The organism is Coraliomargarita sinensis, from assembly GCF_003185655.1.
Lineage (GTDB): Bacteria > Verrucomicrobiota > Verrucomicrobiia > Opitutales > Coraliomargaritaceae > Coraliomargarita_B > Coraliomargarita_B sinensis.
In genome coordinates, this window is the sequence record NZ_QHJQ01000005.1 from 1 (window position 1) to 13,321 (window position 13,321).

At 52.8% G+C, this 13,321-nt stretch carries 13 protein-coding genes; 2 read left to right on the forward strand and 11 right to left on the reverse strand.

The window, feature by feature from the left end; all coding sequences use genetic code 11:
• Positions 1-286: 286 nt before the first annotated feature.
• Positions 287-562, forward strand: a complete 276-nt coding sequence (locus tag DDZ13_RS15725) for a hypothetical protein (RefSeq protein ID WP_110130931.1) — start codon at positions 287-289, stop codon at positions 560-562.
• Between the two features lie 923 nt (positions 563-1,485).
• Here the strand turns inward: DDZ13_RS15725 and DDZ13_RS08030 are convergent.
• The 9 genes from DDZ13_RS08030 to dapA form a co-directional block, all read right to left on the reverse strand.
• A complete protein-coding gene (locus DDZ13_RS08030) occupies positions 1,486-1,950 on the reverse strand; it encodes a hypothetical protein (RefSeq protein WP_233246122.1) in 465 nt (154 codons plus the stop codon).
• Between the two features lie 7 nt (positions 1,951-1,957).
• A complete protein-coding gene (locus DDZ13_RS08035) occupies positions 1,958-2,533 on the reverse strand; it encodes a PIN domain-containing protein (protein WP_110130934.1) in 576 nt (191 codons plus the stop codon).
• A gap of 3 nt (positions 2,534-2,536) precedes the next feature.
• On the reverse strand, positions 2,537-3,088 hold the full coding sequence (locus tag DDZ13_RS08040) for a helix-turn-helix domain-containing protein (protein ID WP_199221084.1): 552 nt from the start codon (positions 3,086-3,088) through the stop codon (positions 2,537-2,539).
• A 228-nt stretch (positions 3,089-3,316) separates the two neighbouring features.
• Complete coding sequence (locus DDZ13_RS16005; RefSeq protein WP_110130936.1) at positions 3,317-3,667, reverse strand: tyrosine-type recombinase/integrase; 351 nt, start codon at positions 3,665-3,667, stop codon at positions 3,317-3,319.
• 42 nt (positions 3,668-3,709) lie between these two features.
• On the reverse strand, positions 3,710-4,798 hold the full coding sequence (locus DDZ13_RS08050) for a hypothetical protein (RefSeq protein WP_110130937.1): 1,089 nt from the start codon (positions 4,796-4,798) through the stop codon (positions 3,710-3,712).
• A 61-nt stretch (positions 4,799-4,859) separates the two neighbouring features.
• Positions 4,860-5,423 carry a hypothetical protein gene (locus DDZ13_RS08055; protein WP_110130938.1) on the reverse strand — a complete coding sequence of 188 codons (564 nt, stop codon included), beginning with the start codon at positions 5,421-5,423 and terminating at the stop codon, positions 4,860-4,862.
• A gap of 89 nt (positions 5,424-5,512) precedes the next feature.
• Positions 5,513-6,109, reverse strand: a complete 597-nt coding sequence (gene ruvA, locus DDZ13_RS08060) for a Holliday junction branch migration protein RuvA (protein WP_110130939.1) — start codon at positions 6,107-6,109, stop codon at positions 5,513-5,515.
• A gap of 29 nt (positions 6,110-6,138) precedes the next feature.
• Positions 6,139-6,876, reverse strand: coding sequence for a 4-hydroxy-tetrahydrodipicolinate reductase (gene dapB / locus DDZ13_RS08065; RefSeq protein WP_110130940.1), 738 nt, complete (start codon positions 6,874-6,876; stop codon positions 6,139-6,141).
• 2 nt (positions 6,877-6,878) lie between these two features.
• Positions 6,879-7,769, reverse strand: coding sequence for a 4-hydroxy-tetrahydrodipicolinate synthase (dapA, locus tag DDZ13_RS08070; protein WP_110130941.1), 891 nt, complete (start codon positions 7,767-7,769; stop codon positions 6,879-6,881).
• A 111-nt stretch (positions 7,770-7,880) separates the two neighbouring features.
• Between dapA and DDZ13_RS08075 the strand changes: the two genes are divergently transcribed.
• On the forward strand, positions 7,881-8,981 hold the full coding sequence (locus DDZ13_RS08075; protein ID WP_110130942.1) for a type IV pilus twitching motility protein PilT: 1,101 nt from the start codon (positions 7,881-7,883) through the stop codon (positions 8,979-8,981).
• Between the two features lie 56 nt (positions 8,982-9,037).
• Here DDZ13_RS08075 and DDZ13_RS08080 read toward each other — a convergent pair whose 3' ends face one another.
• Positions 9,038-12,127 carry an efflux RND transporter permease subunit gene (locus tag DDZ13_RS08080; RefSeq protein WP_110130943.1) on the reverse strand — a complete coding sequence of 1,030 codons (3,090 nt, stop codon included), beginning with the start codon at positions 12,125-12,127 and terminating at the stop codon, positions 9,038-9,040.
• A 35-nt stretch (positions 12,128-12,162) separates the two neighbouring features.
• Positions 12,163-13,299, reverse strand: a complete 1,137-nt coding sequence (locus tag DDZ13_RS08085; RefSeq protein ID WP_110130944.1) for an efflux RND transporter periplasmic adaptor subunit — start codon at positions 13,297-13,299, stop codon at positions 12,163-12,165.
• Positions 13,300-13,321: the final 22 nt, after the last annotated feature.

Here is a 13,321-nt window from a genome sequence, read left to right on the forward strand (position 1 = left end):
CGCAACTCGTAAACATCAGCCTTGCTAGAGACCTCGATCACTTCGTATCCTGCTAGACCTATCTTGTTAATCATCGGGGACATGGTAGCTTAATTGCTCCATGTCCCCAATCTTTGATGGAGAGCGTATTTATAGGCTGCATGCTGTACACGATTATGCACACGGAAAGCATATTTTAAAGAGGGGAGGGTGTCGTACGGAAATGTGGGATTTTGTCACTGCGATCATTTAGAGTAGACGCAAACTAAAATAGTTACATAGACGCAGAATCTAACTCAAAACGCTTATGCCAGATTCCCAGCAAAGAAAAGTTGTATACCGAAAGCTTGAAGCACTTGTTCGTGACGCGAGTGGCGTAAAGGGGGTCTTGATGTGGGTGCCATCAGAGCAGGTTTACTATTTTCGAGTTTGGGATGACCTGGCTGAGGACGACTTTCGGGACTACAAGCTACTTCACGATGATTTGAGTATTGTAATCGATAAAGGCTCTCTAGCATCACTCTATGACATTAATGGGGAGGAAGATGGTTACTTAGACCACTCGCCCGAAGTAATGAACTAAAAATCTTAGAGTAAGCTGACCGCGTCATGTCGAACGAGTTCGGGATGTGTTCGATTCTATGCAGTTTGTGAGCTTTTTGAGAGAGTTGGCCACTGCTATTTCCCACAATTCCGTAAGAGGATAGCATTGACTATTTTAATCCCCGAGTCTTATTGTAAAAATCTTATTAAAATCATTGTCCTAATTACCCTGTTAGTCTTCGGATTCGCCTTCGCTCCATCAATCTCACTCGCCGGTCGCTGTAGTCCGACCGGAACTTGTACTGCCTGTTCAAATTGCAAATACTGTAAGCATTGCTCCAAAAATGGAGGATCTTGCAGCGTATGCCGCAGCGGAAACAAAGCCCCGGATGCTGGTCACCAAGCAAAGGTCGACAATAAGGCCGAGAAGCCCAGTCAGGAGGTGAAGGCATGATCCTAAAGTATTACGTAAACGATGATGCCCAAGTCACTGGTGAGCATGAAGTTCACTCCGAGCAATGCCCTTTCTTGTGGCATATACAGTCCAAAAACGACCTTGGTAAGCATTCTATGTGCGAGACTGCTGTTGCTAGGCTCGTAGATATTACGCTAACGTTGATGGCTGTGCTACTTGCTGCCCCGATTGCCATACTAAATGATTACTGTCGAAATAGGTAGCGAGACTAGGGATCTTGAGGATCGGCAGACTGTGCAATGGATTGCCAATCAGATCGAAAATCGGAAGAACGTAGGCGAGCCCGTAGAGATAATTATTCATATCGATGAGCCGAATGCGAATATTGACCTACCTGTTAGGGATTGCCCAAGCCCTGGGGGCAGTAGCGGCGGGAGACCTCTAAATGGTAGAGAACAAGACATTGTTGATGCATGGAGATCAAGTGGTCTGTGCGAGACTGATTTTGCTGTAGGCAGCTTAATTGCCTTCCTTAAGCAAATAAAGCGCTACCTGTAGCTTGGCTTGCCTTTCGAGTGGATCAAATCGTTTAAATCCACAGTTTCCTTGTAATGAGGTAAAGGAAAGCTGTTGGGGCTGTGCTTGCTGTATACCTTTTTGCGCATGCACTGTGTGAGGATGACATAGAGAGAACTACGATGCTTACGCTGATGAGGGACCTTCAGGCGCACGTGAATGATTTCAGAAAGTAGCCTATAAGCAGGACTGCCTTCAATCTCATCTAATTTCTTGCGGAGTAAGAATTCTTTCGCCGGATCGATTTCGTCTAATTTATCTTTCGTGATACCAATGAACGAGCTTCCAAAACCCTCAGGATAAAAAGCTCTCTGGATCGATTGATAGACGGTGTGATCTTTAATGGGGTAGTCTGAAAGCGCTTCGAGTTCTTCAAGCAATCTCAAGATGCTAGAATCGAGGCTTTCAGTAACCTCCAGGTGCATAACTATGCTCATGGCTGAATCAAATTAGGTCTTTTCTTTCGGCCAAATACTCAATCGTTTGCGGCAGCTTTTGCTTCGCTAGGCTCATTAAGTAGTCGTCGGCGGAATAAGGCGGATTTTTCAGTCTGGTTCGAATTTTCTTTGCGGCCCGGCAGACTTCATCCGGATGCAGGTCTATCAAGTGTCGAATAAATTCATCTGGGTGCTGCGCTTCGACTTGATGAAGTTGCAAAACTCCCTCGGGGAAGTCCTTTAGATTAAACGTAACAATCACATCCGCATTCGAAGCAATGGCAGCCGCCAAGACATGCCTGTCTTTTGGATCAGGGAGATTTAGAGAGTCGATAAGCCCTTCATGGCCCGTTACCAGGCAGTCCGGGACGGCCTGATTCATGGCTTCTCTGGTCGCTTGAATCCTTTCAGGCTTAAGGTGTTCTTGGTTGGCCAACAGATTGCGCGTCCATTCGTTATGTATTGCTTCGCTCCATTTAGCTTTAAAGAGCCGATACGACGCCAGCTCCATCAGTAGGTCTCTGAGTGGAGCCGGATAAAGCACACAAGCATCGTATACGGCTGTAAATGAAGCGGTGAACATAACCTAATAGCCCATGCCGCCTTCCTCTTGTGCGATATTTGCCAGTTTTTGCATGGCTTCTTCATGCCGTTCATCAATCTTCTTCCGGTATTCCATGAGGTCCGCGAAGGCAATCCGGCGATGCGTGCCAACGCGATGGTAGGGGATTTCGCCTTTTTCGAGGAGTTCATTGACCAGGTAGGGGCGTGAAACTCCAAGCACATCGGCAGCTTGATTTGTGGTTAATTCTGCGTGCTGAGGTACAAGGGACACTGCGTTTCCGCGAGCCATTTGCGTTAATAGGTTCTGCAAGAGCTGAACCGCGGAACGCGGCAGGATGATCGTTTCCTCTGGCTCCCCCTTTTCATGGGGCAGGAGGATTCGAACCCCCGGTTCTGTTCCTCCTAAAAGCGGCAAAAGGTTACGGCTGGCCTCGTTGGCCAGTTTGCTATCTTCCGGCGTAGGTAAGACTGGATCTAGAGTGGGCATAGTGATGATTTGATGATTCAGGGCACCTAAGTGAATTAAGTGCAACAAGTGAAATAAACGAAAAACGTTTATCGTGTCAAGCGGCATAGTAGGACATAGTGGGACATGGAAGGACCTCTCAGGGGCCATTGATGCAGCCCCTTGCATCAATAGAGACATGCTCTAAGTCTAAAATCCCGCATTTCCGTCACACACCCCCTCAACCAAAATAGAGGCCGAAAATAGAACTATGTGGGACTAAATATCTTTATGTGAGTGCTATTAGCTTATGTGAATATCATACGCCTACGGCAGCGCGTATAGGGTAGTGAAGTATTAAAGCTTCAGTCTCTTTAAGTTCTCCTGAACCGTTTCAATTTGAGCATGCGTGTATTTCTGCGACACCTTCTTGTCAGCATGTCCGACAATACGCATTCGGTCGGTTTCGGAGAATCCAGCTTCATTCAGCCAGGTAGAGTAGCTATGCCGTAAGCTGTGAAATGAGTATTCCGAGGAGAAGCCGCGAATAAGCGGGTTTGACTTAATGTTTTCAGGCACAGATGTGCCGCGCGGAAAACATGAAGATGGCGAAGCAGTCCCGTCTTCCACCCTATCTTTCGCTCCGGGAGCTTCCGTCGTCGCCTTAGGGCTATGCTGGACAAGACGACGTGATATGTATCGTGCCATCGCCACGCGAGCCTACCGAGACAGACCTTTATGAATTCGGTCTTACTCCAAGCCCTTGGCTACATCCGGGTGAATATCCCGCAGCATTTTCTTCTCTTCGGTGGTAAACGGCTTCGTGGAAAAGACCCGCATGGTTTCGTCCTCTTTTGTTTGATAGTAGAGCATACAGCCGAAGGAACCTCCGGGCACCTCGGCCAGAAGGATTTTCAAGTCATAGCTTTCTCCCCGCTCCAAGCTGATCCAGTCGCCAAAGGCGGTCTTTGTGTTCATCCCCGCGATCGGTGGCGCATAGGGCCTGTCGTCGTCGGTAACATCGTATTTACTGTACTCATTGCTCCGGCTGCCGTCGAACACGATGCGGGAATTCAAGCGAACGATGATGGCATCGTCGGCAGCACCGCAGAACCGCATGCGCATATCTTTTTGTGGTACGTAGCTCCCTTCGTAGTAGGCTACGATACCGCTGGGTTCGATTTCTCCCTCGACGCCGAAGGAGCGGGGAGCTTTGGAGGCGGAACCCATCCCAATAATCCAGTACGATGCGTAGAGCTTATTTTCTGCGGAATAAAATTTATTGGTCCAACGCGATGCGGTCCAAGTGCCATCTGTAAAGTCGCGGATAGCATCTACTCTTTGGCTCATGCCGTTTAAATTGGTGGGGTCCCCATTTTTGTCCCGCTTTAAGTCAATCAGCGTACCTTCCAGGGTCCCGGGTGCCCGTCCAGAGTAGCCAAAGTCAGTTAGCTTAAGGTCACTGATTGCCATTTCTCTTACACCGGAAAGCCCACCGCCAAAACCACCTCCACCGCGGCCATAAACCGAGCTACTGTCTATGTTTACATCGATGTCCAGCGAGGGAATATTCAATTCAGACGGATTATTGACGACGATTGCCGGTGGTCGTGGGGGCGGTGTGGACTGGTTCCGTTGTTGGATGTTGACCTGATATTCCGGCTCTTTCTGAGGGGCGACATCAAGAGTGGCCGGTTCAAAAATTTCCGGCTCGCGTAACACGGAAGAGACCAGTTTTATCGTCCCGAAAATAACAACAGCCACAATATGCAGTATAAGGCTGACCATGATGACCAGAGCCAGCGTACTGCGTGATTTTTTACCAAAGAACTGTTTCATTTTATGGGGAAAACAGCCGGTAATTATGGTGGGGGACCAACTTTAATGGCTGCAGGCGCAATCAAGAATTGAAGTACGCGTCCCAGTCAAAGCCATCGGAAGTATCGGGTGTTGTCACCTCTTCGACTTCCTCTTGTTGCTCTCTCAAATAATTGCAGAATGCGACGTCCTCCTCGCTTAACATGTTCAGCGGAATGGTGGTTTCGAGGCCGTCGCTACGTCGGATTTTCACCTCAGCATCCAGAACCTTGACGATAGTCGCTTGTATGGTGCGCCCCTGGGTGTCGGTTAGGGTCTGCGTGGTCGAAGCGGCTCGCTCCTCAAAGTCGGCTTCACTTGTCGTCGAAGTTGCTGTCGTCGTGCTCGCGGGGGTCTCCGGTTCGACTTCAGGTTCAGGTTCAGCAGGCACCTCCGTTGTTGTCACTTCGACAGGCTCAACGGGTTCACTGCTCTCAAATACGGGAGATTCTGTAGACGGTGCTGTACTGGCCGCGCTGCTTACCGCAGAGGTATTGCCCGTGCCTTCGGGGGCCAGTGCATCTGCAGGTACGGTTATGTGGCCGAAATAATAACCGAGGGCTGCGGAAATGGCTGAACAGATTAAAATGGGGAGAATTGCTTTCATAATACAGACTGGAATTCAAACAACAAATAACTCTCTAACCATCCTGTCAAAGGCGATTAAACGCAATAAGTGGATTTTATAGATGTCATTCAGGACAGAGCCGTTTTGATCAGCGCTTCCGTGGTGGCATCCGCCCCGATTCGGCTGGCCGCTTTACGGATGAGTTTATCCGCATCCGCGGGTTTGTAGCCCAGAATCATCAAGCTACTCACCGCGTCCTGAAAATGACTCGGTTCATTGGCGGTAGCCGTTTCGCTGGCGAGGGCTTCGCCGGAGGCAGGCAGGCCCACTTTGTCCTTTAGTTCAATGACTAGGCGCTCTGCAGTCTTCTTGCCGATTCCCGGACATTTGGCGAGTAGGGCGGTATCCGAGCTGGCGATGGCGCTCCTCAGTAGTTCGGGGGACATACGGCTCAACATGCTGATAGCGATCTTCGGCCCGATTCCGGAAACTTTCTCCACCAGCAGGCGGAAGAAATCGCGGTCGTCGCGGGTGGCAAAGCCATACAATGACGCACTGTCCTCGCGGTAAACCGCCTGGGTGAAGAGGCTGCACGGCTGCCCGATTGGCGGCACTTTTTCCGCCGTGGTGACGGGAATATGAACCTCGTAGCCAACACCTGCGACATCCAGCACCACCAGCAGCGGCGTGCTTTCTAGGACGGTTCCTTTGAGATGTGCAATCACGGTATGTGATAGTGTCCGACCCAGTCCAGCTAGTCGACCAGCCCGAGCACGTCCTCCATATTGTAAACTCCGGGAGATTTTCCGACCGCCCAATGTGCTGCCCGAACCGCTCCCTGAGCGAAAATCTTACGGTCGCTCGCTTTATGAGTCAGCTCAATGCGCTCGCCGTCTCCGATGAAGTAAACGGTGTGCTCGCCGACGATATCTCCGCCGCGGATGGCATGAACGCCGATCTCCTTTTGGGGACGCGCGCCGGTCAGGCCTTGACGGCCGTGGGTGACGTGCTCGTCCGAGTAATCGTAGCTCTCTTTCAGGATTTCGATGAGTCGCTCGGCCGTGCCGCTGGGGGCATCCTTTTTGTGGTGGTGATGCATCTCCATTAGCTCGGGTTCGTATTTTTCGCCGAGTATCTGGGCTGCTTTGCGCGTCAGGAAGTTGAGTGTATTGACTCCAACCGAGTAGTTCCCTGCCCAGACAACGGGAATCTTGCCCTCAACCGCTGACAGGATCGCGCTGCGCTCCTCGGAGGTGTGTCCAGTTGTGCCAATTACGAGCGGCAGTTTGTGCTCGGCGGCGAGCACCGCGATTTTTGGGGTCACTTCATGAAAACTGAAGTCGATAACGGCCTCACAGCCTGAAATCACAGCTGAAGCATCGTCACCTGCGTCGCAGGCGGCGGCGATCATTGCGTCGTTGTCCTCGGCACAGTTGGCGATGGCTACGCCCATACGCCCCTTGGAACCGTTGAGTAGAATTTTGAGTGGCATGATTAAACGAGGCTGAGTTCGGACATGAGCGCATCGAGCGCGTCCCGGGTTTCCTGAGTCAGTTGGGCCAGCGGGAGGCGAACTTCATCGGAAGTGATGATGCCGGCCTTGTGCAGGCAATACTTGATTGGTACCGGATTGGGTTCGAGGAAGATGGACTTGAAGAATGGATAATATTTCAAGTAGGTCTCCCGGGCCTTTGAGAAGTCGTTCTTGTTTGCCGCCTGTACCATTTGCACGAGAGGGCTGACAATGAGATTGGAGGCGACGCTGATCACGCCGCTGGCTCCAGCGGACATGAAGGGGAGCGTGAGGCTGTCATCGCCGCTCATCACGGCATAGTCCGGCCCCAGCTTGCGGACGTATTCCACCACCTTTTCGCAGGAGCCTTCGGCAGCCTTCATGCAGCAGACGTGCGGGTATTTTTCGTAGAGTCTGGCGGTGACATCGACGGAAATATCGATGCCGCACCGGGAGGGGATCGAATAAAGGACGATCGGCTTTTCAGTGACTTCAGCGATCGCACTGAAGTGCTGAAAAAGCCCCTCTTGGTTTGGCTTGTTGTAGTAAGGGGCGACGACAAGGAAACCATCGGCACCGGCGCTTTCCGCCAGCTTGGTCAAAGCCACCGCTTCCGCCGTGGAATTGGAGCCCGTTCCTGCGATGACCGGGACTTTTCCTTCGGCTGCTTCAACGGTGGCCCGAATGACGACGATATGCTGCTTGTGATCGAGAGTCGGAGACTCGCCGGTAGTCCCCATCGATACGAGCCCGTTAATACCGCCCTTGATTTGATGCTCAATCAGGGTTCCGAGGCTGGCATAGTCGATATCGCCATCGCACATAGGCGTGGCCAGAGCAGTAAAAACGCCTGAAAATTGGTTTGAGTTCATGTCTCCTTCAAAAAATGATGTAAAAAGCTTATCTCCTGCTGTTTTGCACTAGAACGTGCATAAGGTTCTGACTATTCAACAGAAAAATTATTCCATCCACCAACTCTTGTTATGGCAGTTCTCGAAACCATCCACGGTCTACTCAACCTCGCTGTTGAAAACGGCGCCAGCGATATTCATCTCAAATCCAACAAGCAGGCCTACCTGCGACTGAGTGGCCGACTGGAACCGGTTGAAATGGATCCGATCACACCGGAGGATTTACGGGAATTCATCGAGCAGAGTGTACCCGAGCAATTTTACGAAGATTGGCAGAACGATCGTCAGGTCGACTATTCCTACCGGGTGGAAAATATCGGGCGTTTCCGTGTGAACGGATTTTTGCAGCGCGGGTTACCTACGGTTGTCATGCGGCACGTCAGCGACCATCCGCCGACCTTTGAGGATTTGAATATCGATGGAGATACCCTGTCCAGGCTTTGCAAGGAGAAGGACGGGATTGTCCTGCTCTGTGGTGCGACCGGCTCCGGTAAGAGTTCCACGCTTGCGGCGATGATCAACCATATCAACCGCACCTACGACAAGCACATCGTCACTCTGGAAGACCCGATTGAATTTACATACACGGACATCAAATCAATCATCAACCAGCGAGAGGTCGGGATCGATTGCCCGACCTTTGCGCACGGTATGAAAGCCGTGCTGCGTCAGGACCCGGACGTTATCCTGGTCGGTGAGATGCGCGACAAGCACACCTTTGAAACCGCTCTGCAGGCCGCGGAAACAGGGCACCTCGTTTTTGGCACTTTGCACGCTTCCAATGCCCAGCAAGCGGTTCAGCGTCTTTTCGAGTTTTTCCCTGAAGAGCGGAGGGTTGCGCTCCAACGCCAGGTGGCCTATGCGCTGAAAGCCACCATCACGCAGAAGCTCTTGCCCGCACTCGAGGGTGGGGGACGGTTTCCTGTCTCGGAATCCTTCATTCTCGATTCACTGGCCAGAAAAACGATTATGGAGGGTGACTTCGAGAAGATCGAGGCGGTGATCGAATCAGGCGAAGACAACGGCTCGAAGACATTCAATCAGGACCTCTTCCGCCTCGTGAAGGAAGGCAAGGTTACCCGGGAAGATGCGCTCAGTAGTTCCCCGAACCCGCGCCAGTTGGAGATGAACCTCAAGGGTATCTTCCTCAGCAGTGGCGGGATTGTAAATTAATCCTGCACCGGCTGGCTCGTCGCATCGGTCTGTAAGGCGGATGGTCGATTCGTAGCCTAAGTGACCGCCTGCTTCTCCGCCTGTCTGTCTTTGGCGATCAGCATATAGATGCTGGGCAGAAAAAGCAGGGTGAAGGTCGTGCCGATGGCCATGCCGCCGACAATCACCAGGCCGATGGAGTTGCGCGCTTCAGCGCCGGCTCCGGTGACCAAAACCAGCGGAAAGTGTCCGGCGACGGTGGCAACTGAGGTCATCAGGACAGGGCGAAGCCGGATTTCGGCAGCTTCCTGTATGGCCTGTAGCTTGGAACGCCCCTCGCGTTGAAGTTCATTGGCAAACTCCACGATGATAATGCCATTCTTGGCGACCAGGCCCACCAGCGTGACCAGGCCCACCTGCGAGTAAATGTTCAGGGTCGTGGTCAATCCGTTGGTCCAGAACGGAACGCCGGGTGCATTCATCTGAAGTGAGGTAAAGATCAAGGCCCCGAACATCGCCAGCGGCACGGAGCCGAGGAGTATGACGAAGGGGTCGCGGAAGCTGTTGAACTGAGCGGCAAGTACAAGAAAGATCAGAATGACCGCCAGGCCGAATGCTGGCAGGAAGGTGTTGCCTTCCTTGCGCAGTTGCCGTGCTTCGCCGGAATAATCGTAGCGGTAGCCTTCGGGGAGGATCTTATCCGCTTCTTCTTCCAGAAAGCTCAGGGCTTCGTCAAGCGGGCGGATTGCGATCCCGCTCAACTTGACCGCATTGAACTGTTGGAAACGATTCAGAGAGCGCGGTTGCACGCTCTGCTCCATCTCGGCCACCGTGCTGAGTTGGATGAGTTCATCATTCGGGCCTGAAATGTAGATGTCCTGCAGCTGGTGCGGATTGAGACGGTTGACCCGTTCGATTTGGGGGATGACTTTGTAGCTGCGTCCCTCAATATTGAAGCGGTTGACATAGCCGCCGCCCACCATAGCGCTGAGGTCCGCACCGACCGAGCGGAGGTCGAGCCCCAGGCTGCTGACCATGTCACGGTTGATCTTGTATTTCGTCTGGGGCTGATCGATTTTTGTATCGATAATTGGTGGAAATGCGAAGAGTCCGCTCTGAGCTGCTTTATTTTTAAGTATTTCCGCGAACTCCAGAATCTGTGCCGGTTCAGCAGTGGATAGAATGAGAAAGTTCATCGGGAAGTTCTCGGCGCCACCGGGCAACGGATCCGGGGTCGTTGGGAAGATATTGACCCCCGAGATACCGGCGAGGCGCTCTTGTACGATCGGCATGATGTCGAAAGTGGTCCGTTCGCGTTGGTTCCAGGTCCTTAGAATCATACCGCTGAAGCCTCCCTGGGGATTGGTCAGCTGAAAGGTGTAATCGGTCTCGGGTATGGAGAAATAGGTGTCATTGGCCTTTTCCGTGTAGCGGACGTTCTCCTCGATCGACTGGTTGGCCGGGGCGTCAACGATGCCAAAAATAACACCCTGGTCTTCCTTGGGGGCCAATTCCTTGGACGAGATCATGAACATCGGAACACAGAATAATGTGAGGAGTAGCCATGCGCCGTACAGGGCCCAGCGGCATTTCAGAGAGACGGAAAGCAGGCGTCCGTATACCCGTCGCAGGCTCGCGAACCCGTTGTTAATCAAGCGGGCCAAACCCTTATGCTCGCCGGAAGCGAGCACCTTGGAGGAAAGCATCGGACTCAGGGTGAGCGCCACGATGGATGAGACGATGACCGCACCGCTCAAAGTGAGGGCGAACTCCTGAAAAAGTGACCCGGTCAACCCGCCCTGAAAGGCAATCGGCAAATAGACGGCAACCAAAACCAGGGTGGTCGCAATCACCGGGCCGATCAGTTCCCTCACGCCGCGCAGTGCCGACTCCATTTTCGAATGTCCGTTCTCGATGTGTCGCTCGATATTTTCCACGACAATGATGGCATCGTCCACCACCAGTCCGACGGAAAGAACCACGGCGAGTAGAGTGAGCAGATTGATCGTAAAGCCGAAAATCTGCATCAGGAATATCGCACCAATCAAAGAAATGGGGATGGCCAGCACCGGAACCAGAACCGTGCGGATGCGTCCCATGAAAAGAAAGATCACCGTCATCACGATCAGTAGTGTTTCCATCAGCGTCTTTACGACTTCGGCGATCGACTCCTCAATGTAGACGGTCGAATCATAGCCGATGTCTGCGCTCAATCCGGTTGGCAGCTCTTTCTTGATCGAATCAAGTTCCTCTCGGACCGCGCGTATGACATCGACGGTGTTCGCATCGGGCAGAACCTGCATGCCAATAAAAACCGCCCGCTCGCCCGAAAAGCGAACCTCGGAATCGTAGTCTTCACCGCCCAGTTCGACCGTGGCGATGTCTTTGATCCGTATGATGGTATCCTCACGGTTGAGAATCGCCAATTCTTCAAAGTCTTCAACGGTATTGAGGTCGGTGTTGGCCGTGAGATTGACCCGGACCAAATTGCCTTTGGTTTGTCCGATCGCAGATAAATAGTTGTTGGCCGCGAGTTCTTCCCTGACCCTTGAGGCGGTTACACCAAGTGCGGCCATGCGGTCCGGGTCGAGCCAAATGCGCATGGCGAAGGTGCGCCCACCCAGAATTTCGGCTTCCTGTACACCGGGCACGGCTGTGAGTCGTGGTTGTACCACACGCACAAGATAGTCGGTGATTTCGTTGGCTTTCAGAATCTCGGAAGAGAAGGAGAGGTAGGCTGCGGCCCGTGCACTGTTGGCGGACTCGATGTTGATCACGGGTACCTCGGCTTCGGGGGGGAGGTCGTTGCGAACTTGATCCACTTTCGAACTGATCTCGGCCAACGCCTTGGTCGAGTCGTAGTTCAGTTCCAGACGTATCGTGATGGTGGAGAGTCCGAGAGCGCTGCTGGAGCTGATGTAGTCGATCCCGTTTGCGGTCGCGATGGCACGCTCCAGCGGTGTGGTAATAAAGCCACGCACCAAAGCCGCATCGGCACCTGTATAGACGGTCGTCACCGTGACGGAGGCATTTTCATTCTGCGGATACTGCCGGACGGTCAATGTTTTGATCGCCTGCAGGCCGGCAATGACAATGATGAGGGTGACGACCAGTGAGAGGACGGGCTTCCTGACAAAAATGTCGGTAAATGCGGTTTGTTTTTCCATGCCGTGAGATCGAAGCGAGCAGCTTTGAGGCGGTTCTAGGTGTTGTTCGGTCTCGGCTCGGTCTTTGGCTCCGGGGCGAGTTCGTTGTTGATCCGGATACGGCTGCCGTTCCGCAGCTTGAAGCCTCCGGCGGATACGATCCTTTCACCCGGCTTCAGGCCTTCTACAATGCTGACATAATCCCCACGTGTCTGGCCGATACGTATAAATTTCTGTCTGGCAGTCAGCTGCCCCTCGCCGTTTTCGGCCCCCTCGCTCTCTTCGATGACAAAGACCGAGTTCCCATAAGGAGCATACAAAATTGCGGTGCTGGGTACGGCCACCACCTGCCGCTGGTCGGGAAGGTTGATCTCGATCTCCACAAACAGGCCGGACCGCAGCAGGCCATCAGCATTTTGTAGGGTTCCCTGCAGAGCGACCGAGCGTGTGGTGGCGTCGATCTCCGGACTGATGGCTGTGAGCTCACCTTGAAACTCCTTCTCCGGATAAGCATCGCTGCGTACGGTCAGGGGGATGGACTTCTCGATCTGAGACAAATCCTTCTGGGGCAAGCTGAAGTTGGCGTAGACGTTTTCGTCGGACTGCAGGTTGACAATGGGAGAGCCAAGAGGGACGTATTGGCCAAGATTGATTTGGCGAATGCCCACGCGCCCATCGAAAGGCGCCTTGATCGTCTTACGGTCAATTACCGCGTTGATGTTCTCAATCTCCGCCTGCGCGCGTTCCAGATCCGCCGCCGCCGAGTCCAGCCGGGATTCCGGTATACTGCCTGAAGCTCTCAGGCTTTTCGCCCGCTCGTATTCAAGGTCGGCTAACTTTGCCGTTGCAACCGCGGCCCGCAGTTGTGCTTTCTCCACGTCAATGTCGAGCTGAACCAGTAGATCGCCTTTCTGAACCTCCTGTCCGTTCTCAAAAGCGATCGCATCGACTAAGCCGGAGGTCTCGCTCTCGATCAGAATCCCCTGCACTGGCTCAATTGTGCCCACGGCACGCAAACGGGTCTGCCACACCTGGGTGCTGGCTTCTGTCGATGATACGGTTTCCGGGGGAGGGCCGCCGTTGGCACCAGCTTCGGCCATCGCACCGAACTGCATCATTTTCGTGCCGACAAGAAACGCGATTAACAGAATCACGCCCAAAAATAGGCTGAGAATGAAGATGGTTTTTTTCATACGTAGATTGTGCGGTCGAATC